General features: G+C 72.3%; 21 protein-coding genes. 10 read left to right on the top strand and 11 right to left on the bottom strand.

Annotated features, from left to right (window positions below; all coding sequences use genetic code 11):
• Positions 1–20: 20 nt before the first annotated feature.
• The 6 genes from miv_RS30180 (at position 21) to miv_RS30205 (ending at position 7,636) form a co-directional block, all read left to right on the top strand.
• Positions 21–299, top strand: a complete 279-nt coding sequence (locus miv_RS30180; protein WP_207180694.1) for an adenylosuccinate synthase — start codon at positions 21–23, stop codon at positions 297–299.
• A gap of 418 nt (positions 300–717) precedes the next feature.
• On the top strand, positions 718–2,451 hold the full coding sequence (gene poxB / locus miv_RS30185; protein ID WP_207180695.1) for a ubiquinone-dependent pyruvate dehydrogenase: 1,734 nt from the start codon (positions 718–720) through the stop codon (positions 2,449–2,451).
• Positions 2,452–3,082: 631 nt separating this feature from the next.
• Complete coding sequence (locus miv_RS30190) at positions 3,083–5,431, top strand: TonB-dependent siderophore receptor (RefSeq protein ID WP_207180697.1); 2,349 nt, start codon at positions 3,083–3,085, stop codon at positions 5,429–5,431.
• Between the two features lie 8 nt (positions 5,432–5,439).
• Positions 5,440–5,748, top strand: a complete 309-nt coding sequence (locus tag miv_RS30195; protein ID WP_058618251.1) for a hypothetical protein — start codon at positions 5,440–5,442, stop codon at positions 5,746–5,748.
• Complete coding sequence (locus miv_RS30200; RefSeq protein ID WP_207180699.1) at positions 5,745–7,313, top strand: PepSY-associated TM helix domain-containing protein; 1,569 nt, start codon at positions 5,745–5,747, stop codon at positions 7,311–7,313. Before miv_RS30195 ends, miv_RS30200 begins: the two co-directional genes overlap by 4 nt.
• Positions 7,310–7,636, top strand: a complete 327-nt coding sequence (locus miv_RS30205) for a DUF3325 domain-containing protein (protein WP_207180701.1) — start codon at positions 7,310–7,312, stop codon at positions 7,634–7,636. Before miv_RS30200 ends, miv_RS30205 begins: the two co-directional genes overlap by 4 nt.
• 519 nt (positions 7,637–8,155) lie before the next feature.
• Here miv_RS30205 and miv_RS30210 read toward each other — a convergent pair.
• The 5 genes from miv_RS30210 to miv_RS30230 all read right to left on the bottom strand — a co-directional run bounded on the left by miv_RS30210 (position 8,156) and on the right by miv_RS30230 (position 13,414).
• The gene (locus miv_RS30210) at positions 8,156–8,953 is read right to left on the bottom strand and encodes an inositol monophosphatase family protein (protein ID WP_048430609.1); all 798 of its coding nucleotides are present in this window, start codon (positions 8,951–8,953) and stop codon (positions 8,156–8,158) included.
• Positions 8,954–9,003: 50 nt separating this feature from the next.
• Entirely contained in the window at positions 9,004–9,900 is an 897-nt protein-coding gene (locus miv_RS30215) for a dihydrodipicolinate synthase family protein (protein ID WP_058618255.1), read from the bottom strand.
• Between the two features lie 2 nt (positions 9,901–9,902).
• Positions 9,903–10,817: an NAD(+) diphosphatase gene (nudC, locus tag miv_RS30220; protein WP_048430611.1), complete on the bottom strand. Its 915-nt coding sequence runs from the start codon at positions 10,815–10,817 to the stop codon at positions 9,903–9,905.
• A gap of 160 nt (positions 10,818–10,977) precedes the next feature.
• Positions 10,978–11,484 carry a hypothetical protein gene (locus tag miv_RS30225; protein WP_207180703.1) on the bottom strand — a complete coding sequence of 169 codons (507 nt, stop codon included), beginning with the start codon at positions 11,482–11,484 and terminating at the stop codon, positions 10,978–10,980.
• Between the two features lie 10 nt (positions 11,485–11,494).
• Entirely contained in the window at positions 11,495–13,414 is a 1,920-nt protein-coding gene (locus miv_RS30230) for a M48 family metallopeptidase (protein WP_244748804.1), read from the bottom strand.
• Positions 13,415–13,444: 30 nt separating this feature from the next.
• Between miv_RS30230 and miv_RS33585 the strand changes: the two genes are divergently transcribed.
• Positions 13,445–13,840, top strand: a complete 396-nt coding sequence (locus tag miv_RS33585) for a hypothetical protein (RefSeq protein WP_244748805.1) — start codon at positions 13,445–13,447, stop codon at positions 13,838–13,840.
• A gap of 447 nt (positions 13,841–14,287) precedes the next feature.
• On the opposite strand, the gene miv_RS30235 is transcribed toward miv_RS33585, so the two are convergent.
• The 5 genes from miv_RS30235 to miv_RS30255 all read right to left on the bottom strand — a co-directional run bounded on the left by miv_RS30235 (position 14,288) and on the right by miv_RS30255 (position 18,254).
• A complete protein-coding gene (locus tag miv_RS30235; RefSeq protein WP_048431497.1) occupies positions 14,288–14,722 on the bottom strand; it encodes an acyl-CoA thioesterase in 435 nt (144 codons plus the stop codon).
• Positions 14,723–14,907: 185 nt separating this feature from the next.
• Positions 14,908–15,321 carry an HIT domain-containing protein gene (locus miv_RS30240; protein WP_207180705.1) on the bottom strand — a complete coding sequence of 138 codons (414 nt, stop codon included), beginning with the start codon at positions 15,319–15,321 and terminating at the stop codon, positions 14,908–14,910.
• Between the two features lie 9 nt (positions 15,322–15,330).
• Complete coding sequence (locus tag miv_RS30245; RefSeq protein ID WP_048431499.1) at positions 15,331–16,173, bottom strand: universal stress protein; 843 nt, start codon at positions 16,171–16,173, stop codon at positions 15,331–15,333.
• Between the two features lie 99 nt (positions 16,174–16,272).
• The gene (locus miv_RS30250; protein ID WP_207180706.1) at positions 16,273–17,604 is read right to left on the bottom strand and encodes an MFS transporter; all 1,332 of its coding nucleotides are present in this window, start codon (positions 17,602–17,604) and stop codon (positions 16,273–16,275) included.
• A 107-nt stretch (positions 17,605–17,711) separates the two neighbouring features.
• Positions 17,712–18,254, bottom strand: coding sequence for a gamma-glutamylcyclotransferase (locus tag miv_RS30255; protein ID WP_048430880.1), 543 nt, complete (start codon positions 18,252–18,254; stop codon positions 17,712–17,714).
• Positions 18,255–18,405: 151 nt separating this feature from the next.
• Between miv_RS30255 and miv_RS30260 the strand changes: the two genes are divergently transcribed.
• The 3 genes from miv_RS30260 (at position 18,406) to miv_RS30270 (ending at position 22,126) form a co-directional block, all read left to right on the top strand.
• Complete coding sequence (locus tag miv_RS30260; protein WP_425312951.1) at positions 18,406–19,548, top strand: DUF2125 domain-containing protein; 1,143 nt, start codon at positions 18,406–18,408, stop codon at positions 19,546–19,548.
• 63 nt (positions 19,549–19,611) lie between these two features.
• Positions 19,612–21,444 (top strand): aminopeptidase P family protein, encoded by a 1,833-nt coding sequence (locus miv_RS30265; protein ID WP_207180711.1) that lies wholly within the window; start codon positions 19,612–19,614, stop codon positions 21,442–21,444.
• 172 nt (positions 21,445–21,616) lie between these two features.
• Entirely contained in the window at positions 21,617–22,126 is a 510-nt protein-coding gene (locus tag miv_RS30270; RefSeq protein WP_048430103.1) for an SgcJ/EcaC family oxidoreductase, read from the top strand.
• 13 nt (positions 22,127–22,139) lie between these two features.
• On the opposite strand, the gene miv_RS30275 is transcribed toward miv_RS30270, so the two are convergent.
• Entirely contained in the window at positions 22,140–25,277 is a 3,138-nt protein-coding gene (locus miv_RS30275) for an efflux RND transporter permease subunit (protein WP_207180713.1), read from the bottom strand.
• Between the last annotated feature and the right edge of the window lie 4 nt (positions 25,278–25,281).

Consider the following 25,281-nt stretch of genomic DNA (forward strand, 5'->3'; position numbering starts at 1 on the left):
GTCACACGAGGAGGACGACCATGGCCTTCAAGGCGAAATCGGCGGCGGAGACGAAGGCGGCGGAACTCGCCTCGGCGCTGGTGCGCATCGCGGACCGGGAGGGCGCGCCGCTCCAGATCGGCGTCGAGGCCCTGCGCCGGGCGAGCCCGCGCCTGACGCCGCTGGCGATCGGGCAGCTCTTCCGCCGCCACCGGGACGACCTCGAGGCGGCGCTGGCCGAGCGCGGCTACACGCTCCTCGACTACGCCGATCAGGGCCCGGGCCGCGGGATGGAATTCGCGATCGGCGTCGACGAATGAGACGCGCGGATCGGTTCCCGGACGCGCATGCGCCCGGCGCATGTCAGCCCCTGCGGAAATCCCGGATTGTGCGGTGCGAAAGAGCGTGCGAGACAAAGGGCACGCAAGGACGCGACGGCGTCGCGGACTTGCCAGCCCTCTTGGGCGTTTCCTCCCTAGACTTCGGGCCGCTCGCAAGAGTGGCCTTTTTTCTTTCTAGCGCCCGTCTCTTCGCGACGTGTCCCGCCTGCGCCTGCAGGGCGTGGCGCCCCTCCTGACCGGCTTTGTCCCTCCCCCGCCCGACCCTCGTCCCCTTCCGGCGGACGCGCCCTAGATCCGGCATCGGGATGGAGGCGCCCGGGAGAGAACCGTCGTTCTCGCCCGCGCCGGGTCGGCCGCTTCGGCCCGCCCGCCGCGGCCTCGCGCTCAGGAGACCACCATGGCGAGCCGAACCGTTGCCGACCTCGTCGTCGAGACCCTCGAACATGCCGGCGTGGAGCGCGTCTACGGCGTCGTCGGCGACAGCCTGAACGGCCTCACCGAGTCGATCCGGGCACGAGGCAGCCTCCGCTGGGTGCATGTCCGCCACGAGGAGGTCGCGGCCTTCGCGGCCTCCGGCGAGGCGCAGGGCACCGGCGGGCTCGCGGTCTGCGCCGGCTCCTGCGGCCCGGGCCACCTCCACCTCATCAACGGCCTCTACGACGCCCACCGTTCCCGCACGCCGGTGCTGGCGATCGCCGCCCACATCCCCTCGGCCGAGATCGGCACCAACTACTTCCAGGCCACCCACCCGGAGGCGCTCTTTCGGGAATGCAGCCACTATTGCGAGATGGTCTCGGACCCGGCGCAACTGCCCTACGTCCTCGAGATCGCGATCCGCACGGCTGTGTCCAAGGGCGGCGTCTCCGTGGTGGTGATCCCGGGCGACGTCGCCCTCGCGGAGGCGCCCGCCCGGGCGCTCGCCGCGCCCGCGACCCTGGCGCCGAAACCCCCGATCGTCCTGCCGCCGGCCTCCGAACTCGATGCGCTCGCCGCCCTCCTCGACGGCGCGAAGAACGTGACCCTGTTCTGCGGCCGCGGCTGCGCCGGGGCGCGGGAGCAGGTGCTGCGCCTCGCCGAGACCCTGAAGGCACCGGTGGTCCACGCGCTCGGCGGCAAGGAGCATGTCGAGCACGACAACCCCTACGACGTCGGGATGACCGGGCTGATCGGGTTCTCCTCCGGCTACGCCGCGATGGAATCCTGCGACGCCCTGCTGCTGCTCGGCACCGACTTCCCCTACCGCCAGTTCTATCCCGAGAAGGCCAGGATCGCGCAAATCGACATCCGGCCGGAGAATCTCGGCCGCCGCTGCCGGCTCGATCTCGGCCTCGTCGGCGATGTCGGGGTGACGATCGCCGGCCTGCTGACCCGGCTGACGCCGCGGGAGGATTCGCGCCACCTCGACAGGTGCCTCAAGCACTACGCCAAGGCCCGCGAGGGCCTCGACGAGATGGCCACCGGCACGCCCGGCCGCGCGCCGATCCACCCGCAATACCTGACCCGGCTGGTGAGCGAGGCCGCCGCCGCCGACGCGGTGTTCACGGCGGATGTCGGCACGCCCACCATCTGGGCGGCGCGCTACCTGACGATGACGGAAGGCCGACGGCTGATCGGCTCCTGGTCGCACGGCTCGATGGCGAACGCCATGGCGCACGCGATCGGGCTCAAGGCCGCCCTGCCCGGCCGGCAGGTGATCGCGCTCGCCGGGGATGGCGGCTTCACCATGCTGATGGGCGATCTCCTCACCCTGGTGCAGGAGAAGCTGCCGGTGAAGGTCGTGGTGTTCAACAACGGCACCCTCGGCTTCGTCGAGATGGAGATGAAGGCCGCCGGCTACCTCGATACCGGCGTGGCGCTCCAGAACCCCGATTTCTCGGCCATCGCCCGCGCCGCCGGCCTGCACGGCCGCCGGGTCGAGGATCCGGGCGAGCTGGAGGGCGCCATCGCCGAGATGCTGGCCCATGACGGCCCGGCCCTCCTCGACGTGGTGACGAACCGCCAGGAGCTCGCCATGCCGCCCAAGATCCAGGCCGAGCAGGTGAAGGGCTTCAGCCTCTACGTGATGCGGGCGGTGATGAACGGCCGCGGCGACGAGATCCTGGACCTCGCCAAGAGCAATCTGTGGCGCTGAGGCCGCCCGCCCTCATCCACAGCCCGGTGCCGGGCGATGCACGCGGGCATCGCGTCCATTCGTCGCGCGCTCTCCAGTAAAGCGCAACATCTCCCCCCTCCCGTGTGGGAGTGGGGCTTTGCGATCGACGATCGCCCATGATGATGTTGCGTTTTCATAACAGGCGCGGACCGTCGTGTCGGCAGCCCGACACTCGCGATCGACTCGAAAACGTTCTCCTCGCCCCGCCCCTCTCTCCCGGACAGGAGAAGGGGATCACGCGCGTGTCTTGAGCGAGCCTGATCGCGACCTCGCGAGGGCGCGCGCCCGACTCAAGCTAAGCCTTTCGGCCTAAACCTTCCGCGACCCTGCGTCGGCGGGACGCCGGTACCAGTCCATCCGGTCGTGAACCTCGCGTCTTGTCATTCGACGACATCCGATCACGAAACATAGATCGAAGCGCCGTCTCCGCGGCGAAGCCGTCAGGATATCGACCGTCATAGATCAATACTCTCATTGTAATAGCTATAAAACATAGTTCTTGTTCGATCCTGATAGTTTTGCCATTTGGTTTCCAGGCGTGGCCGTCGCCGATTGCAATGCAGAGCCCTCGGCCGTCGCCAGTATTCCCGTTCGCCTCCCGGATTCCGTCATGCCCGTTCCGTCGCCGCGTCGCGTCTCGTCCCCTCGTCTCGTGGGGCGTCGATTGACCCGGTCGCTCCTGTCGGGCGTGGTTCTGTCGGCGGGGATCGGCGCGGCGCGGGCCCAGGACGCGGCAGAGTTGGCGCTCGACGCCATCACGGTCGAGGGCGCGGTGCGGCCCGTGACCACCACCGCGGCCGGAACGCAGCCGGGCGGCGCCCGCGGGCCGGTGCCGGGCTACGTCGCCTCGCGCAGCGTGGTGGCGACCAAGACCGACACCCCGATCCTCGAGACCGCGCAGTCGATCACCGTCATCGGCCGTAAGCAGATCGAGGACCAGAACGCGCTCACCATCAACCAGGCCCTGCGCTACAGCCCGAGCGTCACCACCGAGCAGCGCGGCGGCGCCGGCGCCACCCGGCTCGAGCAGTTCTATATCCGCGGGTTCCAGGCGCCCCTCTTCCTCGACGGCATGCGCCTGCCCGGCAGCCGCGATGCGGCGCCGTCGATCGACCCGTACCGGATCGAGCGCATCGACGTGGTGAAGGGGCCGGCCTCGGTGCTCTACGGCCAGTCGGGCCCCGGCGGCATCGTCAACTTCACGTCGAAGATGCCGCAATTCGTCCGTCACGGCGAAGTCTTCGTCCAGGGCGGCGGCTTCAGCGAGGTCCGGGGCGGCTTCGACGTCGGCGGGCCGATCGCCTCCGAAACGACGGTGCCGGGCACGGAAGAATTCGCCTTCCGGGTGACGGGGCTCGGCTGGAAGGGCGACGGCCCGGCGGTGACGACGACCGTCGAGCGCGCCTTCATCGCCCCGAGCCTGACCTGGCGCCCCTCCGCCGACACCTCGCTCACCCTGCTCGGCGTCTACGAGCGCGACCCGTTCTCGGGCTTCTACGGTGGCTTCCCGGCCTACGGCACGGTGTTTCCACGCAACTTCGGCAACGGAATCGTCGGCCGGCTGCCGGTGAACTTCTACGACGGCGATCGCAGCTTCGAGCAGTCGGACCGGACGCAGGGCTCGGTCACCTACATCCTCGACCACCGCTTCAGCGACGCGTTCCGCTTCCACTCCGCCGGTCGGGTCCTGCGCACCGAGGGCGATTACCGCAGCGTCTACACCTCGTTCAGCTCCAACACGCCGCTGTTTCCGCCGACCTCCCTGACCACCGGGCCGCTGATCGGCCGCTCGCGGATCTCGACCCAGGTCGGCGTCGACGCCTACACCATCGACAACTATTTCGAGGCGAAGTTCGACACCGGGATCCTCGGCCACACCGCGCTCCTGGGCGTCGACCACCAGACCTTCCGCACCCGCACCCTGTCGGGGCCGTTCCCGACCACCGCGGCGCTGAACGCGCTGGCGCCGAACTACGACCAGAATTTCGCCGTGCCGGCCTACACCACGGATGCCCGCATCAGCGCGCAGCAGACCGGCGTGTACCTGCAGGACCAGATCAAGCTCGACCGCCTGGTCCTGACGCTGGGCGGCCGCTACGACACCGCCCGCCAGTCCGGGCCGACCCGGACGCTCGCCACGGGCGCCGTCGCCACCCAGGACGTGCCGGCCGACGCGCTCACCTACCGGGCGAGCCTGCTCTACCTCTTCGACAGCGGTATCGCGCCCTACGTCTCCTACAGCGAGGCGTTCGAGCCGATCGTCAACGGGCGCCTCTTCGATCCGGCCTTCGGTACCGCCGGGCGCATCCCGGACCCGATCTCGAGCCGGCAATACGAGGCCGGCATCAAGTACCAGCCGCCGGGCACCGACATCCTGCTCACCGCCGCGGCCTTCGACATCAAGCGCTCGAACTCCCTGACGCCGGACCCGAACAACATCAACTTCAGCCTCCAGACCGGCGAGGTCGGCGTGCAGGGCGTCGAGTTCGAGGCCCGCGCCACCCTGGCGGAAGGCCTGAGCCTCGTCGGCGGCGTGTCGTTCCTCGACATCCGCAACACCCGCGACACCAGCACGACCTTCAACCAGGTCACCGGCCAGCAGGTGCCGATCGTGGGCCTGCGTCCGGTCCAGGTGCCGGACCGCACCGCCTCGCTGTTCGTCGATTACCGGTTCCAGTCGGGCCCGCTCACCGGCTTGAGCCTCGGCGGGGGGCTGCGCTATCTCGGCGGCTCCTGGGGCGATCCGGCCAACACCTTCCGGGTCCCGGAGAACGTGCTCCTCGACGCGGTGGCGAGCTACGACCTGAAGTACATCGATCCGAAGCTCTCGGGCTTCAACCTCCAGGTCAACGCCCAGAATCTCCTCGACCAGCGCACGGTGACCGGCTGCTTCTCCTACGCCTCCTGCTTCTACGGCCTGCCGCGCACGGTCTATGCAACCTTGCGTTACCGTTGGTAAGAGACCCCATGAGCGGATCACTCACCCTCGCCAAGCGGGCCGCCGTGGCCGGCCGCGTCGTCCTGGCGGTCGGCGGCGGCTACGGGATCGCGGCGCTCGCCACCATCCTCCTGTCGCTGACGCTGCCCCTGCCGCGCGCCGAGGCCGTGACGGCGGCGACGCTGGCGAGCTTCGCCGTCATGGTGGGGGTCGTCGTCGTCGCCTTCGCGGCCCGCTCGCTCGGGCGCGCCGCCGCGATCCTCGGCGGCCTCGCCCTCGCGCTCGCCCTCGCCCTCCGGTTCGCCACCGGCTCGTTCCCGTTCGGATTCGGCTCATGAAGCAGGGTTTCCGCCAGTCCATGGCCTGGCTGCACACCTGGTCCGGCCTCGTCGTCGGCTGGGTGCTGTTCGCCGTCTTCGTCACCGGCACCGCGACCTATTACCGGGCCGAGATCTCGCGCTGGATGCAGCCGGAGCTGCACCGGCAGGCGGCGATCGGTCCCGAGGCCCTCGCCCATGCCGCCGATCTGGCGGTGGCCCATCTCGAGGCCCATGCGGGCGAGGCGCGGAGCTGGTTCATCGGCCTGCCGACGCCGGAGCGGCCGCTCGTCGAGCTGTTCTGGCGCACGCGGCCCGGGACGGCGCCGGACCACGTCCTCCTCGACCCGCGGACCGGGGCGCCGGCCGCGATGCGGGCGACGAAGGGCGGCGACCTTCTCTACCGCTTCCACTTCGAGCTGCACCTGCCCCCGCTCTGGGGCCGCTGGATCGTCGGGATCTGCGCCATGGTGATGCTGGTGGCGCTGGTGAGCGGCATCGTCACCCACCGGCGGATCTTTTCCGACTTCTTCACCCTGCGGCGGGACAAGGCGGCGCAGCGGGGCTGGCTCGACGCCCACAACGTCAGCGGCGTGCTGGCGCTGCCGTTCCACCTGATGATCACCTATACGGGCGTCGTCACCCTGGCGATCATGTACATGCCCTGGGGCGTCACCGCCGCGTACAAGGGCGACCAGTTCGCCTACTTCGCCGAGACCGGCCAGATCACGAAGGCCCGCTCGGCCGCCGGGCAGCCCGGCACCCTCGCCCCGGTCGGGCCGATGGTGGCCCGGGCGCTCGCGACCATCCCCGAACCCCTCGAGCGGCTCGTCGTCTCCAACCCGCGCGACGCGAATTCCACGGTCGTCGCGGTGTTCGAGGAGCCGCACGGCCTCTCGCACGAGCACCCGCAGGTCGCCTTCGCGGGCACCAGCGGGACGATCGTCGAGGTTCTGTCCGGCGGCCTGCGCCCGGCCGCCAAGACCTTCACCACGATGGTCGGCCTGCACGAGGCCCATTTCGCCGGGCCGGCCCTGCGGGTGCTGTTCTTCCTGTGCGGGCTGATGGGCTGCGCCATGGTGGGGAGCGGGCTGGTATTGTGGACCGTGGCCCGGCTGCCCAAGGCCGGGACCGCGACCGGGTTCGGCTGGCGCCTCGTCCACACGCTCAACATCGGCACGATCGCGGGTCTGCCGGGGGGCATCGCCGCCTATCTCATCGCCAACCGGCTCCTGCCCGCCGACCTCGCCGGCCGGTCGGAGCGGGAGGTCCAGGCCTTCTTCGGGGTCTGGATCCTCGTCGCGGCGGCGGGAGCGGCGGCGAATGCCTGGCTGGCGCCGCGCCAGGCCTGGCGCGGTGCGCTCGCCGCGGTCGCCGGGCTGTTCGCCGCCGCCGTGCTCGCGGACCTCGTCCTCGCCCGGGCGCTCTGGGACGATCCCGCCTGGTTCCTCGGCTTCGACGCCGTGCTCCTCGCCGTCGCCGCCGGCTTCGCGCTGATCTCGCGCAAGGTCGACCGCTTCCGGGCGCCCGGCCGGGCGCGCCGGGAGGCCGCCGCCGTCGGCACGCCGCGGATGGAGCGGGCATGACACTCCTCGTCGCCGGGGGCCTCGGCTTCCTCGGGCTCGCCGCCCTCTGCCTGAGCCTGGGCCGGCATCACCAGGCGCTCTGGCCCTCACCGCCGACGCGCCGGCGGGTGCTCGGCCTTCGCGCCGCGGGCTGGACGCTGGTCGCCCTCTCGCTCGCCGCCGCGCTCCACTTCGACGGCGGGGCCTTCGGCCCGGTCCACTGGCTGGGATCGCTCATCGGAGCGGCCCTGCTCCTCGTCGTCACGCTGTCCTACCGGCCCCGCGCACTCGTCTGGATGGCGGCGCTCGCGGTGGTGGTCACGCTCGGAGCGGCTTTGGCCTGACGGGGGAAGGCCGGACACCGGGTCTCGCTGCGCAACCTTGGAACGATCACGCCGAGACCGGAACCGCCAGGAACGTCAGATTGGATATCAAAAAATCGTCCCAATCAATACTATGCTTGAATTTCACCAGACGTTCTTTCCCGCCTTCGACCTCATCCTGGGGTATCAGAGCCAGTTTGATTGGCTTCTCGAGTCGATCTGGCGCAGAACTCGCCACCTCACCTCGTCATCCTGGGGCCGCGAAGCGGAACCCGGGATCCATGAACTCTGACGGCGCAGGATCAGGCGATCAGCGTTCCATGTCTTCCTGCTTCGCCAGCGGTTATGGATCCCGGGTTCCCGGCGACGCCGGGCCCCGGGATGACGATGGAGGGTCTTGGATCCACTCTCGCAATCAAACGCGCTCTGGTGGACTGACGCCTCACGATGAGGTCGAGAGTGGGATCCGACGCCTCGCCGGCCCTGCGCTGCGGATCGCCTGTCGGCGAGCGCAAGCCCCCCGCTCGCAACGGTCCGTGCTCACCCCCGCCGCGACGCCTCGCCGAGCCGGCGCAGATCCGCCACCACGGCCGGATTGCCCGAATAGAGCAGGCCGCCGGTGAGCATGTCGTCGGAGCCGAGATACTCCGCGACCCCGCCCGCCTCGCGCACCAGCAGCAGGCCGGCATAGCAGTCCCAGGCGTTGAGGCCGGGGTCGTAGTAGCCGGCGAGGCGCCCTGCGGCGACGTAGGCGAGCATCAGGGCGCCCGAGCCGTTGCGGAAGAGCACGCCGCCCTCGTCGTAGAGGCCGCGCACGAAGGCGGCGGCTTCCGCTGCGGGGGTCTTCTGGGTGGCGCCGAAGCCGATATTGGCGGAGGCGAGCGTGGCGGCCGGATCGACGCGCAGGGGCCGGCCGTTCAGGGTCGCGCCCGCGCCGGCGAGCGCCGCGTAGGTCTCGCGCAGCACCGGCGCCTCGATCACGCCGGCCGCCAGGCCCTCGGGACCCCGGATGCCGATCGACACGCACCAGTTCGGCTGGCCGTTGAGGAACGGGCTGGTGCCGTCGATCGGATCGACGACCCAGACGTAGCCCGACCGGCTCGGGACGGGATCGTGCTCCTCGCCGATCACGCCGTCCTCGGGAAAGGCTTCGGCGATGCGGGCGCGGATCAGCAGCTCGACCTCGCGGTCGGCCTGCGAGACGAGGTCCTGGGCGCCCGATTTCTGCTCGATCACCAGCCGGTCGCGGGCGTCGAAGAACCCGAGCGCGGTCTCGCCGGCGGCGCGGGCGATGGCGAGGGCGGCGTCGTAGCGCGCGCGGGCGGCATCGGTGGTCATGATCGATCCTTCGAAAGTGGAGATGCGGCCGTCCTACACGGCCGGTGATCTCAGGGGTGCGACGGTGTGCCGGCGCTCACCGCCGCGAGCGCCGCCGCGATGGCGGCGCGGGCCTCCGGCGAGGCCGGGCTCTGGGGCGGCACGGGATCGCCGACGGCGTAGCCCTGCATCTGGAGCGCCGCCTTGACGCAGGCCGCGAGGTTGTAGCGGGCAAAGACCTCGTTGAAGGCCCAGACCCGCTTCTGCAGGGCGACCGCCTCCGGCCAGTTCCCCTCGCGGCACAACCGGTAGAGCGCCAGGCAGTCCCGCGGGATGACACAGGCCGGACCGGCGAACCAGCCCTTGCCGCCGAGCATCATCACGCTCGCGGCGATGTGCGAGGAGGCGGCGAAGACGTCGAGGTCGTCGCCGACGCGGTTGAGGATCGAGAGGAGCCGCCCGGTATTGGTCGAGGCGTCCTTGATGCCGAGGATGTTCGGGTGACGGGCGAGCCGCGCGATCGAGGCGACCGAGAGGTCGGCGCGCTGGAAGTTCGGGTTGGTGTAGAGGATGATCGGCAGGTCGGTGGCGTCGGCCACGCTCAGGAAGTAGCGCTCGACCTCCGCTTCCGTCAGCGGGAAGTAGGCGTCGAGGATCAGCACGATCCCGTCGGCCCCGGCCGCCCGGCAGGCCTTCGCCTGGGCCACCGCACCGCGGATCGCCGTCGAGGCGACGCCGGGCAGGACCGGCACCCGGCCGGCGGCAGCCGCCACCACCGCCGCCACGGCCTCCCGCTTCTGCGCCTCGTCGAGATAGGCGAACTCGCCGGTCGAGCCGAGCGGCGTCAGGCCATGGACGCCCGCCGCGATCAGGTCGTCGCACAGGGCGGCCATCACCCCGGCCTCGATCCGCCCCTCGGCATCGAGCGGCGTGACGAGGTACGGGATGATGCCGTGGAACCGCGCCATCCTCACCGCTCCGCGAAGAGGCGGACCAGGGAATGGGCGATCGCCATCGGGGGTGGGGTCATCAGGCCGTCCGGGTGGGTGCGCTCCAGCATCCGCCGCACCTCGTCGCGGGTGAACCAGCGGGCGTCCTCCAGCTCGGTGCGGTCGAGCACCAGGGCGTCGCCCGACGCCTCGCCCTCGCAGCCGATCATCAGCGAGGACGGGAACGGCCAGGGCTGCGAGAGGTGGTAGCGCACCGCGCCGACCCGCACGCCCGCCTCCTCGAAGGTCTCGCGCCGCACCGCGTCCTCGATGGTCTCGCCCGGCTCGAGGAAGCCGGCGAGGCACGAATAGACGCCCGGCGCGAACCGGGCCTGGCGGCCGAGGAGGCAGCGGTCGCCGTTCGTCACCAGCATGATCACGACGGGATCGGTGCGGGGAAAATGCTCGGTGCCGCAGGCGGCGCAGTCCCGCCGGAAGCCGCCGCAGGACGGCGTGGTGGCGGCCCCGCAATTGGCGCAGAAGCCGTGGCGGGCGTGCCAGCCGAGCAGCGACTTGGCGGTCGCCATCACCCCCATCTCGGGGGCCGGCACCGCCCCCTCGACCGCGACCGCGCGGGCATCGAGCACCCGGTAGGCCGGATCGTCGCGGTAGACAGCCGCCGCATCGGCCGGCAGCGCGCCCGCGAAGGCCGGCCGGCCGCCGACCCGGCCGAGAAACAGCTCGGGCGCGGGCGCGCCGGCCCGGGCGGCGTCCTCGCGGGTGAGCAGGCAGGTCGCCCCCTCGCCGGTCACCCGCAGCACCGGCACGTCGCCGCAGAACAGGAGAAGGCTCGCATCGGGCGTGTCGGCGAGCGTCGGGGTCGGGCCGGTGCGCTCGGCCGAGTGGCGTTCGAGCAGGCTGTGGGCGTAGCCGAGGCGATCGAGGGAGACGGTCAAGGCGGGAAGACCTCATGCGGCGGCGTGCGAAAAGCCCGGCGCGGCCCCTCGCGGCGATCCCAGCATGGGCAGGCAAACCCGTGAGAAATCAAGGCGGCGGCGGGCGGACCCGATGCCCCGGGCGCGGCGCCATGCTCCGGGCGCAGGCATCGGCGCGCCGTCAGCCGGCGGCGCGCGGGGTGCGGACGAGGGAGAGCAGGGCCCCGACGATCGCCGCCGCGGTCAGGCCGGCGATGGCCAGGAGGGTGATCGTGCGGTTCCACAGCCGGTCGAGGCCGAGATCGGTGGTGACGAAGTCCGGCCGGGCGGGATCCGCCATGACCCCGACGCGGTAATCGCCGGCCTCGATCCCGGAGAAGACGTAGTTCACCCGGCGCGTCACCGTCCCGTCGGGCGTGCGCAGCGCCAGGGTCGCGTCGCAGATGTGGATGAACAGCTTGGCGCTGCACTTGCCGTCGCTGATCCGGGCCTGCTCGACGGGCTTCGCCGCGGCCCGGACCTGCCAGTCCGAGACCACGGCCGGCGCGGTGTAGACCGCGCAGGCGACAAGAATGCCCCCGAGCGCCACGACGCCGAGCAGGACCCACAGGGTGTTGAGCCGGCCGCGCCCCCGGGGCGGCAGCCGCAGGGTGTCCGGGGACGGGGCGGGGTCCGGCGATCGGGTCATGGCGGGCTCCTCAGGCGGGCTGGGTTGCGGCAGGCTCGGCGCGGGCAGGACCGGGCGCGGAGGGCGCGGCCGCGGCGAGGATGCGCCGTGCCTCGGTGGCCGCCCGGTAGGCGGCGATCAGGTCGGCGAAGCCCTGCGGCTTCATCCCCCGCGGCATCGGCACCGCCAGGGTCACGATGCGGCGCTTGGGGTCGAGCGTCACGCCGTGGCGGCCCGGGCGCCGCCCGGGGAACGGCGCGGCCGGTGGCAGCAGCACGCGCGTGACGACGCCGGCATGGCTGATCGTCATGTCGAGATCGGCGATGTCGTCCCAGGCGATGGCCCGGTCGAGCCCGGGCGAGGCCAGGCCCTCCGGGCTCAGGACCAGCGTGACGGGCGTGCCGCGCGACAGGATCAGCGCCCCGGCCCCGCCCATCAGGACCGCGAGGGCGCAAGCTGCCGCGGCGACGATCGTGCCGTCGCGCGGCAGGATGCCGGGAACGCCGAACGCCGCGACGGCGAGGGCGATGGCGGCGAAGAGGAGGCCGGCCACCACGAAGACGAGGCCGCGGGGACGGTGGTGGGCGCGCAAGACCCGCTCCCCGGTGCCGATCTCGGCGACGGTCGCCTCCAGATCGGCCCGGAAGGCCGCGTCGCGGGCCCGGACCGCGCCGAGGAAGTCGGCGCTCGCCGCCCGGCACAGGCCGGCCGGGTCGGCGAAGTAGGCGGCGAGCTGGCCGAGCGCGTGGGGCGGCGGTGCTATTCCGGCGGCGGAGACAAGCGCGGGATCGACCGCCCGGCCCAGGGCGGCGAGGCGCTCGCCCGTCGGCGGGTGGGTGTCGGTCGGGTGGGCCTGCCCGGCCGCGAGGTGCGCGGACGGGTCGTCGAGCCCCTCTGCCACCGCACGGTCGAGCACGGCGGCCACGAGGTCGGGCGGCGCCGCATCCGGGGCCTCGGCCGCCGCCGCGAGGGTCTCGGCGATGCGCGGCGCCACGGCGCCGCTGCGCAGGAGCGCCCGCGCCGAGGCCTCCGTCGAGGTCGCGGCGGCCCCCGCCGCATCGGCGGCGAATTCGCGCTTCCGGCTCCAGTGGCGGACGGCGAGGTGGAAGCGCTCCATCACGAACATGCCGAGGCGCACGGACGGCCCGAGGACGCCGAGGGCCCCGTCGCGGCGCGCCGCCACCGCGTCGAGCGAGCGCCCGACCCCGGCATAAATCGGCAGGAAGCGCTGGCTGTAGGCGGTGTCGCCGCCGGCGTAGTGGGCAAGCTCGTGGGCGACGATCGCGGCGATCTCGTCGCCCCGCATCAGGGCGAGCTGGGGCAGCGGCACGTGGAGGATGCGCCCCGAGACCGGCCGTTCGCCGGGCTCCAGCACCGCCGGGCCCGCCGTGACGAAGAACCCCTCGGTCAGGCCGACGACCAGGGCCTCGGGCTTGAGCGCGCCCATCCGCTCGGCCAGCCCCTCGACGAGGCGCCACAGGCCCGGCGCCTCGGCGGGCGAGATCGCGCGGCCGAGGATCGGCAGGGGCTCCGGCTCGAACGCGTCGAGGGCGCGGCGCAGGCCGAGCACGGCGCCGCCCGCGGCGAAGAGCGTCGCGCCGACCGCGAGGGCGGCGACCGCCAGGAGCTTCATCCCGTCGCCGGTGAGCCCGCCCTGGACCAGCATCTCCGCCTCGAACGTGACGACGGCGACGAAGGCCGCGGTCGCCGCCAGGATCTGGACCGCGAGGGCCGCGGGCAGGAGCCGGCGCATCAGGCGGAAGCCCCGCACCAGCGCGTCGCGCGAGCCGCGCCCGAGCCGTCCGAGCGCGGCGCCGGCGAGGAGGACGACGAGCGAGAGCCCGGCCGCGAGCGCGCCGCCGCCGATCGCGACCGGCGGCAGCAGGCGGCGCCACTCCATCACGGTGACGAGGGTACCGGCGCCATCCCGCGCCTCGCGGGCCTTCACCACCGCGAAGGGACCGCCGTAGAGCTGGCCGCGATGGCGGAACTGGAGGTGGAAGTCGGGCCGCCCGTCGCGGGGGACGCGGGCCTCGAGATCGGCGACGACCTCGGCGAGGCGCCGATGCTCGGCGGCGAAGGCCGCCCGGTCGTCGAGGCCGCGCTGCCACTCCCACAGGCCGAGGAGCAGCAGGCCGAGCGGCAGCAGGATGGTGGCCGTAACGAGGCCGGCCAGGGCGCGCGGGCGCGACGGCGCGCGCGGAATCGTTGCCTCGGGAATGGTCGCCTCCTGACGCGCGGGAGATCAGACACCGACGCAACGCACGGCACGTCGGACGATCGCAAGACGATCGGGCATCGTCCTCGACGGCACATCGATCGAAGTGCCGGCTCAATGGAGACAGATCGAACGCGCCGCGTCCGACATCTCGGCTGACGGCGGGATTTCTACCGGGATGGGCGGGAAGGTCAACCAGATGGTGTCCGGGGCGGGTCGCGGGGGCGTTGCGGGGCCGGGTCCCGGGCCCATAGCCAGCGGTCACCGACCGGCCTCGACGGGGGTTCGAAACGCCTCGTCGGGCCCGTGGCCGATCAGGCCGCCGTCGCTCGCGGCCTATTCCGAAAGCCGGAAGCCGCCCCGTTCCGACCTCGAGCGGCAACGCAGAGCCGCCGTGATACCGGTCGGCCCCCTTACGGTACGCCCGGTCCTCGGCCTCCCGTAAGCCATCCCCCTTTCCGGGACCGGCACGGGCCCGGAAAGGGGTCGGTCCATCACGGAACGCCGGCCTTTCGGCATGCGCATCCGTCAGTGTCGTGGACCGTGGGACACACGTCGCCGGTCGTGCCGCGTCACTGGCGCGGCGGGTCGAACGAGCCGTCGACGTCAGGCCACGCCGGGCGTCGCCCCGCCGACCCCGTGAGCATCCGGCGGCACCGCGCGCGGGCGGCGGTTCTCGTCGATCGCCACGAAGGTGAAGAGGGCCTGCGTGACCTTGATGGTCTCCTCGCTCTCGCGGGCGCGGCGCCAGGCCTCGATCTGGATGCGGATCGAGGAGCGGCCGACCGCCACGATATGGGCGTAGAGGCTTACCTCGTCGCCGACCACGACCGGCTGCAGGAAGGTCATGCCCTCGACCGCGATGGTGGCGCAGCGCCCCCGGGCGCGGCGGGCCGCGACGTTGCCGGCGGCGAGGTCCATCTGCGCCATGAGCCAGCCGCCGAAGATGTCGCCGGCCGGGTTGGTGTCGGCCGGCATGGCGATGGTGCGGATCACCGGGGGGCCCCAGGCGGCGAGCGGTGCGGACGGGTCGTCGGTCATCGGGAGGGCCAGCAGCGGTTCGGGGAGGACGCGCGCACCCTAAGCAGACTTGCGTTGGCAGGCCAACGCTTCGCACGCTTAGGTTCTTGTTTTATCGCAGATTTTCGGCGCCGAACCGGTAACCACTTCGGCGAAATCTGCTGAGACCGTTCCTCGCGCTGCGTAAGCCCGCACCCCGGGATTCGTCACGCCGCGGCGAACAGGGCCCGCGCCCGCTCCACCAGCTGCGCCGCCGCGTGCGCCGGATACGGCTCGCGGGTGCCGTGGCCCCAGACCGGGCCGGGCCAGGCCGGATCGGAGCGGAAGCGCCCGACGACGTGGACGTGGAGCTGGGCCACCACGTTGCCGAGCGCGCCGACATTCACCTTGTCGGGCTGGGCGAGCGCCTGCATCACGCCGACCGTCAGGCGGGTCTCCTCCATCAGCCGGGCGGCATCCTCCGGCGAGAGGTCGGTCAGCTCGGAGGCGCCGGGGAGCCGCGGCACGAGGACGAACCAGGGAAAGCGCTTGTCGTTCAGGAGCAGCACGCTCGACAGGGCGAGGTCGCCGAGCGCGATGGTGTCGGCGGAGAGCCGCGGATCGAGGGTGAAATCGGTCATCGGAATCCGTCAATGCGCCATCAGCACCGGCATGGTGGCGTGGGCGAGGATGTGGCTGGTGGCGCCGCCAAAAATCATCTGGCGCAGGCGGCTCTGGGTGTAGGCGCCCTTGACCAGGAGGTCGCAGCCGATCGCCTCCGCCTCGGTCAGGAAGACCTCGCCGACGGCGCGGCGGCCGGCCGCGAGGGTGCGCCCCTGCGCCGACAGCCCCTCGCGGTTGAGGGCGGCGGCCATCTCCTCGGCGCTCGGGCCCGGCACCATGCCGGCATCGACCCCCAGCACCTCGATCCGCGAGGCGGCGCGCAGGAACGGCGCCGCGAAGGCGACCGTGCGGGCGGTCTCGGTCGAGCCGTTCCAGGCGATCATCACGGTCTCGCCGATGCTCGCGGGCGTCGTCGGCGGGGCGATGATCAGCGGGCGCCCGCTCTCGAACAGCACCGCCTCCAGGGTGGTCATCCGGGGCGTGCCCTCCCCGCTCCCGGGCCGGCCGACCACCGTCGCGTTGAACAGCCGGGCGTGCTGGGCGAGGAAGCCGTCGCCGGGAGGCGCGTCGGGGCGCCAGCGGTAGCGCGGACCGCCGCGGCCGGCATCGGCGCTGTCGCGGGCGACGCCGTGGCGGTCCATCGCGGCGGTGAACAGCCCGCCGCAATCGCGGGCCTCGACGAGGTCGACCTCCTCGTCGCGCACCCAGGTCATGCCGCCGACCATGTCGACGGGGACGTATTCGGCGAGCGCCGGGCGCAGGCCGAACCCCTCGATGCTGGCGTCGAACCGGCGAGCGGCGAGCACGGCGGTGTCGAGCACCGAATCGAGCAGGGTGTGGCGGGCGACCGGAACGAGAAGCGTCTTCATGGTGGCGCACTCACCTCAGGAGCCTCAGGACGCCGCGATAGCATCACGGCGGCCTCCGCCCTGTCCAGGGGGGCAGGGCGGCTCCTCCACGGCGGAGCGTCAGGATCCTGCCGGCGCCCCCACCGCGCCGCGCCGGCGCGGTTCGGCCTCTTCGGCCGCCTCCGGCGGGTCGTCGCCCTGCGGCGGCTCGTCGTCGCCCTCCGGGGGGTTGGACTGGCTGCAGGCGGCGCCCGCCCCGTCCTGGCCGCCGGGCGCGCAGGTCTCCTCCAGCCACAGGGCCATCATCAGGGCGAGGCCGGCCGGTACGGCGAGCGCCAGGAAGGCCCAGGTCCAGCCGAGATGGAGGGCGAGCAGCCCCCCGACCCAGCCCGAGAGGGCGCCGCCCACCCCCTGCACCGCCGCGACGGTGCCGAGCGCGGTCTGGGTGCGGCCCGAGCCCCAGGTCAGGTCGGCCACCACCACCGGCACCGCGACGCCGATCACGCCGGAGGCGACGCCGTCGAGCACCTCGGCCAGGATCAGCCAGTAGGGATCGGACAGGAAGGCGGAGAGGAGCGCACGGGCCGGCAGCACCGCGCAGGCGACGAGGAGGAGCTGGCGCCGGCCGCGCCGGTCGGCCAGCGACCCGGCGAACAGCGCCACCGGGATCATCACGCCCTGGGCGACGATGACGTAGCGGGCGGTCCAGCCGGTGCCGTCCTCCCCCGCCGCGACGAGCTTCTGGCCGAGCAGGCTCAGCATCGAGCCGTTGGCGAGGTTGAACAGGGCGAGCGCCGCCGAGAGGATCAGGAGGCGCCGGTCGGAGAGGACCTTCAGGATGCCGGAGCGCTCCGGCTTGTCGTCCGGGTCGTCCTCCTTCCAGCCGACGGCGCGGCGGCCGTTATAGGCGCTCCGCGGCGTCGTGAGCGCCGCCGCGATGGCGCAGGCGGAGAGGCCGCCCAGGACCCAGAAGGCGATGCTCGGCCCCATGACCGGCGTGCCGAAGCTGATGGCGAGCGCGGCACCCAGGATGCCGACGTGGTTCCAGGCCTGGTTGCGGCCCTGCTGCTTCGGAAATGCCTGCTTGCCGACCATGCCGAGCGTCAGCGCGGTCACCGCCGGCACCACCAGGGTGCCGCCGGCCGCGGCGATGAACTGGGCGGCGAGCACCGTCATGAAGGCGCGGGCGGGCAGCAGCAGCAGGGTGCCGAGGAGGATCGCCGCGCAGGCGGCCGCGATCAGCATCCGGGGCCGGCCGAACCGGTCGACCAGGGCGCCGAGCGGCCCGCTCAACGCCAGGGTGGCGAAGCCCACGATGGTGGTGACGAGGCCGACCTCGCTCGGCCCCCATTTCGCGGCCTGCGCCAGCCAGGTGCCGAGGAAGGGGCCGAGCCCGCCCTGGATGTCGCCCACGAAGGCGTTGATCAGGGCGAGATGGGTGGTGGGGGTCATCAACGCGGAGGCGCTCCGGCTTGCCCGTTCGGGCCGTCGTTCGAAAGTCCAGGCCCAAACGACCTACCGGACCTGAACGGGAAATGATCGCGCACCGCCCCCCCGCCTCACGGACTCGGCACCGCGCAGGCGGCGGCGAGGCGGGCGAGCATCGGGTCGGGGATGCCCATCGCGACGAGCTGGTCGTGGGTGTGGCGGACGTAGTCCGGGTTGGCGCCCGAGCGGCCGAGGCCCTGGCGCACCAGCCGCACCAGTTCGGCCTCCGGCAGGCGGCCGGCATATTGCGGGTGGCGGCGATCGACGAGGTAGGTCACCGCCGCGATGCGGCGGCCGTCGTCGAGGGTGACCCCGAGCACCCGCTCGACATAGACCGCCGTGACCTGCTCGCGCTCGCGCAGGTAGGCGAGCGTGCCGGCCGCGTCGGGGCCCGCGACTCGGAACGCCATGCCGCGGCAGGAGCCGCCCCGGTCGAGCCCGAGCACCAGGCCCGGCCGCTCCGGCGTGCCGCGATGGACGTGCGAGAGCACGCAGAGCGAGCGGTGATAGCCGCGCAGGCGCCCCGGCCCGCTCTCGACGAAGGGGAAGCCCGGCCGCCACATCAGCGAGCCGTAGCCGAACACCCAGAGATCCGACGGCTCGCCCGCCTCCATCGCCCGCATCCTCCCCCCGGCACGATCGCGCGAGCGTGCCTCGCCTGTTCGGTGTCACCCGCCGGTCTCACTTGCCGGGCGCGGCCGGTAGCAGCTACGGGAGCGCGGTTCAATCCGGGCGGTCCGTCAGGACCGCCGCAGAACCGGGATCATGCCGATGGACAGGCCGACGGAAGCGGGGCCGACGACCGAGACGGGGCGGACGACCGGAGGGCGCGGGCCGGGCCTGCGCCTCGGGCTGTTCGCGCCGTTCGTGCTCCTCCTGCTCGTGGCGCTCGCCTGGAGTGCGGGCTGGTTCTGGCTGCGGGGCAAGGCCGAGGGCGAGATCGACCGGTGGTTTGCCCGCGAGGCCCAGGCCGGGCGGCAATGGACCTGCGCCGACCGCTCGCTGACCGGCTTCCCGTTCCGGTTCGAGCTGCGCTGCGCCTCGCTCGGCTTCGCCCGGTCCGACGTGCGCTTCACCACCGGGCCGCTCGTCGCGGTGGCGCAGGTCTACCAGCCGCGCCACGTCATCCTGGAGGCGACCGGGCCGTTCAAGGTGCAGCAGGGCGGCCTTGCCGCCGACGTGACCTGGACCGGCCTGGAGGCGAGCCTGCACGCCACGAGCGACGGCTTCCAGCGCGCCTCCGTGGTGGCGGACGGGCTGAAGGGCAGCGTCACCGGCGCCGATCCCTCGCCGATCGACTTCTCGACCCGGCATCTCGAACTGCATGCCCGCCCGACCCCGGGCCGCTTCGAGACCGACGGCGCCGTCGACCTGAGCGCCCGGGTGATGCAGGCCGCGGTGCCGATGCTCGATCCGCTGCTCGGCGGCACGGAGCCGGCGGACCTCGCGCTCGACGCCACCGTGACCCGGGCGGCGGGCTTCCGCACCCGCACCCTGGCGCAGGAGCTGGAGCGCTGGCGCGAGGCCGGCGGCACCGTCGAGGTCACCAGCCTCGCGGCCGAGAAGGGCAGCCGGCGGCTGCGGGCCCAGGGCGTGGTCGCCCTCGACGATCTGCACCGCCCCTCGGGCCAGTTCGACGTGCGCACCGCCGGGCTCGAACAGGTGATCGCCCCGCTGATCAGCGAGCAGCTCGGCGCCCGGCTCGGCGGCGACGGCGCGGCGCTGGTCGGCAACATCGTCGGCCAGTTCCTCGGCGGGCGGCGCCGGGAACCGGCGCCGGGCCAGGCCGCGACCGACCGCCCGGGCGAGCCGCCGCTCAAGGTGCTGCCGACCGTGCGGCTCGCCGGCGGGCGGGTGGTGGTCGGGCCGTTCGCGGTGCCGAACGTGCGGCTGCCACCGCTGTATTGAGCCCGTCGAAATGACCCCGCGGGGCGGTTGCCGCCCCGCCCCGGCCGTCGTACCCCAGGGGGCATGAGCCAGACCGCCCGCTTCCAGAGCTTCGAGGATCCCAGCCACCGGGAGGGCGCGGCGCGGGTCGCGGCGCTCCGGGCGGCGATGGCGCAGAGAGGCGTCGCCGGCTTCGTCGTGCCGCGGGCCGACGAGCACCAGTCGGAATACGTGCCGGCCAATGCCGAGCGGCTGGCCTGGCTCACCGGCTTCACCGGCTCGGCGGGCACGGCGATCGTGCTCGCCGACAAGGCCGCCCTGGTGGTGGACGGGCGCTATACGCTCCAGGCCGCCGAGCAGGTCGACACCGCGATCGTCGCGCCGGTGCCGCTCGCCGAGACCAGCGTCGAGGCCTGGATCGAGGCCAACCTCCCGGCGGGCGGGGTGCTGGCCTACGATCCCTGGCTGCACACGCCGGACGGTCTCGCCCGGCTGGAGCGGGCCGCCGAGGCCGCGGGCGGGCGCGTCGAGGCGACGCCGCTCAACCTCGTCGACCTCGTCTGGATCGACCGCCCGGCCGCGCCCCGCGCCCCGGTGGTGCCCCACCCCGAGACCCTCGCCGGCGAGGCGGCCTCGTCCAAGCTCGACCGCGTGCGCGCCGCCCTCGACAAGGCGCGGCTCGACGCGCTCGTCGTGTCGGACCCGCACAACCTCGCCTGGGCGTTCAACCTGCGCGGCGGCGACGTCTCCCACACCCCCCTGCCGCTGGGCTACGCGGTGATCCCGCGGGACGGCCTGCCGCGCCTCTTCCTCGACGCCCGCAAGGTCACGGCCGAGGCGCTCGCCGCCCTCGACGGCCTCGCCGAGCGCCACGACCCGGAAGTGCTGACCGAGGCGCTCGACGCCCTCGGCGCGGGCAAGGCCCGGGTGCGCCTCGACGCGGCGACCGGCGCCGTGGCCCTGCGCCGGCGGATCGAGGCGGCGGGCGGCAGCGTCGATGTCGGGCCCGACCCGATCACCGCCATGAAGGCGGCGAAGAACGCCGCCGAGATCGCCGGCACCCGCGCCGCCCACCGGCGCGACGGGGCGGCGGTGACCCGCTTCCTCGCCTGGCTCGCCCGCGAGGCGCCGGGGGGCGGCATCTCGGAGATCGACGCGGTGGTGCGGCTCGAGGCCTTCCGGGCCGAGACCGGCCTGTTGCGGGAGATCGCCTTCCCGACGATCTCGGGCTCGGGCCCGAACGGCGCCATCGTGCATTACCGGGTCTCGCGCGGCACCGACCGCCGGGTGCAGCCCGGCGAGCTGTTCCTGATCGATTCCGGCGCGCAATACGCCGACGGCACCACAGACATCACCCGCACGGTGGCGGTCGGCACCCCGAGCCCGGAGATGCGCGACCGCTTCACCCGGGTGCTCAAGGGCCACATCGCCATCGCGACCGCGATGTTTCCCCGCGGCACGACCGGGGCGCAGATCGACGCCTTCGCCCGCCGGCCGCTCTGGGAGGCCGGCCTCGACTTCGATCACGGCACCGGCCACGGCGTCGGCGCCTTCCTGTCGGTGCACGAGGGGCCGCAGCGCATCGCCAAGACCGGCACGGTGGCGCTCCAGCCCGGCATGATCGTCTCGAACGAGCCCGGCTACTACAAGGTGCAGGCCTTCGGCATCCGGCTCGAGAACCTCGTGCTGGTCGAGGAGACGAGCCTGCCGGGCGCCGAGCGGCCGATGCTCGGCTTCGAGACCCTGACGCTGGCACCGTTCGACCGCGCCCTGGTGGCGCCGGAGCTGCTCACCCCGGCGGAGACGGCCTGGCTCGACGCCTATCACGCCCGGGTGCGCGAAGCCCTCGACGACCTCGTCGACCCGGAGACCCGGGCGTGGCTGGCGGAGGCGACGCGCCCGCTCGCCGCGGCCTGATTCCGCGGTGGCGCAAGCCTCTAACCGTTAGAAGAGGGGCGTCCTGCCCCTCGGTCATCCGAACTACCTCGGAAGATTTCGGAGTCCTCGCGAAACCGCGTGGATTTAACGTCGATTGCGCGCGACGGCCGCCGTACCGTTCCACTGCTTCACGAAGGCAGGGGACGATCGGATGACGACGAGGATGATGGCGGCCGCCCTGGCGGTCGGGGCGGCGCTGGCCGGCACCGTGCCGGCCCGGGCCGAGGCGATGGATTGCGCCGCGGTGAGCGAGCGCCAGATCGAGGGCCTGTTCGACCGCTGGAACGCGTCGCTTGCGACCCTCGACCCGGCGAAGGTCACGGCGAACTACGCCCCCGACGCCGTGCTGCTGCCGACGGTCTCGAACACGCCGCGCACCGACCGGGCGATGATCCAGGACTATTTCGTGCACTTCCTGGAGAAGCACCCGCAGGGCGTCATCAACACCCACACGATCCGCATCGGCTGCAACCTGGCGACCGATGTCGGCACCTACACCTTCCTGGTCGACGGCAAGAAGCCGGGCGAGTCCGTCGTGGTGCCGGCCCGCTACAGCTTCGTCTACGTCCTCAAGGACGGCGAGTGGCTGATCGCGCACCATCATTCCTCGGCGATGCCCGAGCCGGTCATCGCCGTCACGGCCGCCGCCAAGGAGCATTGAGGCCGGCCCCGGCTCACTCCGCCGGCAGCCGGCCCTCCGCGTCGTCAGGCCGGGCCGCCGGCCGGCGGCCGCGACGCAGCGCCAGGACCGTCCGGGTCACGCCCGTCCCGAGACGGTCCATGTAGAGGTAGAGCACCGGCGTGATGAACAGGGTGAGGAGCTGCGACACCAGCAGCCCGCCCACCACCGCGACGCCCAGCGGCTGGCGCAACTCGGCGCTGGCCCCGTGCCCGATGGCGATCGGCAGGGTGCCCATCACGGCCGCGGCCGTCGTCATCATGATCGGGCGGAAGCGTAAGGAGCAGGCCTCGCGGATCGCTGCCGCCGGGCTCCAGCCCTGCTCGCGCTGGAGCACCAGGGCGACGTCGATCATCATGATGGCGTTCTTCTTCACGATGCCGATCAGCATCAGCACGCCGATGATCGCGATCACCGAGAGGTCCATCCCGTAGAGCTGGAGCGCGCCCAGCGCCCCGATCGCCGCCGCCGGCAGGCCGGTGAGGATGGTGAGCGGGTGGATGAAGCTCTCGTAGAGGATCCCGAGCACGAGGTAGATGGTGATGACCGCTGCCGCCAAGAGCAGTCCCTGGTTCGCCAGCGCGTCCTGGAACACCTGGGCGGTGCCCGCGAAGGTCGTCGTGATGGTGCCCGGCACCCCGAGCGACTCCTTGATCTCGGCGATGCGGTTCACCGCCTGGCCGAGCGCCACGCCGGGGGCGAGGTCGAACGAGATCGTCACCGCCGGCAGGAGGCCGAGCTGGTTGATCGAGAGCGGGCCCGGGACGCGGGTGACGCCGGCCACCGCCGAGAGCGGCACCAGCTTGCCGTTGTTGGCGCGCAGGCGGATCTCGTCGAGCCGGTCGGCGGTCCAGTTCAGGCGCGGGTCGAACTCGGTGATGACCTGGTAGCTGTCGGCGGTGCCGTAGATCGTCGAGACCTGGCGGGTGCCGAAGCCGGTATAGAGCGTCTGCCGGATCTGGTCGGAGGTGATGCCGAGCGCCTGCGCCTTGTCGGTATCGACCGTCACCTTGGCCTGGAGCGCCGCGTTCTGGAGGTCGCTGGTGACGCCCGTGAAGGTGGCGCGGTCCTTCGCCAGGGCCTCGGTCAGCCGCTCGGACCAGCGCTCGAGTCCCGGCCGGTCGAGGCCCTGCACGACGTACTGGTACTGGCTCTTCGACTGGCGCCCGCCAAGCCGCAGGTTCTGCACCGGCGTGATGAACGAGGTCAGGCCCGGCACCGTGGCAAGGTCCCGGCGCAATTCCGTGATGGTCTTGGACAGCGGCGGACGCTGGTCGCGGTCCTTCAGTTCGACGAAGAACGAGCCCTGGTTGAGGGTGCCGGAAAAGCCGTTCGAGCCCGCCCGGCTCACCACATGGGCCACCGCCGGATGGCGGGCGAGGATCACCTCGGCCTCGTGCTGGAGCGCGCTCATCGCGTCGAAGGACACGTCCTGGCCGGCCTCCGTTGCGATCTGGAGCTGGCCGATATCCTCCGAGGGAAAGAACCCCTTCGGGATGACGACGAACATCCAGGCGGTGAGCGCGACGGAGGCGAAGAACACCATCAGCACCGCGAAGGGCCAGCGCAGGCAGAGATCGACGCCGCGCTCGTAAGACCCTTGGATGCGCGCGAAGCCGCGCTCGAACAGGTTCTTCTTCTGCCCGTGCCCGGCGGCGTCGGCCGGCAGGCGGGCGGCGAGCATCGGGGTGAGCGTCAGCGAGATCACCGCCGAGGCGACGATGGCGATCGTCACCACGATGGCGAATTCGTTGAAGATGCGCCCGACGACGCCGCCCATCAGCAGCACGGGGATGAACACCGCGACGAGCGAGATGGTGATCGACAGGATGGTGAAGCCGATCTCGCCCGCGCCTTTGAGCGCCGCCTCGAACGGCTTCATCCCCTCCTCGACGTGCCGGACGATGTTTTCCAGCATCACGATCGCGTCGTCGACGACGAGGCCGACCGCCAGGGTGAGGCCGAGCAGCGAGATGTTGTCGATCGAATAACCAAGCACGTACATCGCCCCGAAGGTAGCGATGATCGAGATCGGCACCGCCACCGAGGGAATCAGCGTCGCGGCGAGCCGCCCGAGGAACAGGTAGATCACCGCGACGACGAGCACGATGGTCAGCACCAGCGTGAACTGCACGTCGTGGACCGCCTCGCGGATCGAGAGCGAGCGGTCGTTGACGACATCGATGGTGCCGCTCGCCCCCAATTGCTCCTGGAACTTCGGCAGCATGGCGCGGACGCGATCCACCACGTCGACCGTGTTGGCGTCGGGCTGGCGCTGGACGGCGAGCACCAGGCCGCGGGTGCCGTCCTTCCACGAGGCGATGCGGTTGTTCTCGACCGAATCGATCACCCGGGCGACCTCGCCGAGGCGCACCGGCCGGCCGTTGCGGACCGCCACGATCACATCGCGAAAACCGTCGGCATTCATCAGCTGGGTGTTGGTCTGGATGGTGAGGTTCTGCCCCCTGCCCTCGACCACGCCGACCGGGGTCGAGGTGTTGGCGTTCTGGATCGCCGCCTGGACCTCGTCGACGCCGATGCCGCGGGCGGCGAGCACGTTGGGATCGAGCTGGATCCGCACCGCGAATTTCTGGCTGCCATAGACCAGCACCTGGCCGACGCCGGTGATGGTGGACAGGGACGGCGAGATCACCGTCTGGGCGAAGGCGTCGAGCGTCGGCAGCGGCGTCGTCTCGCTCGACAAGGCGAGCAGGATCACCGGCGCGTCGGCGGGGTTGAGCTTGCGGAAGCTCGGCGGGATGGTCAGCTCGACCGGCAGCCGGCGCAGGGTCCGGGTGATCGCCGCCTGCACGTCGGCGGCGGCCTGGTCGATGTTGCGCGACAGCTCGAACTCGACGGTGATCGAGGTGAAGCCCTGATAGTTCGTCGCCGAGATCGTGGCGATCGACGGGATGGTGGAGAATTCCTTGATCAACGGGGTCGCGACGGACGCCGCCATCGATTCCGGCGAGGCGCCGGGCAGCTGCGCGGTGACCGAGATGGTGGGGAAATCCACGGTCGGCAGGGCCGCCACCGGCAGGAAGCGGTAGGCGAACAGCCCCGACAGCGTCAGCGCGATCGACAGCAGGATCGTGGCGACGGGCCGGCGGATGAACGGGGCCGAGAGGTTCATCGGT

Source organism: Methylobacterium indicum, assembly GCF_017347565.1.
Taxonomy (GTDB): domain Bacteria; phylum Pseudomonadota; class Alphaproteobacteria; order Rhizobiales; family Beijerinckiaceae; genus Methylobacterium; species Methylobacterium indicum.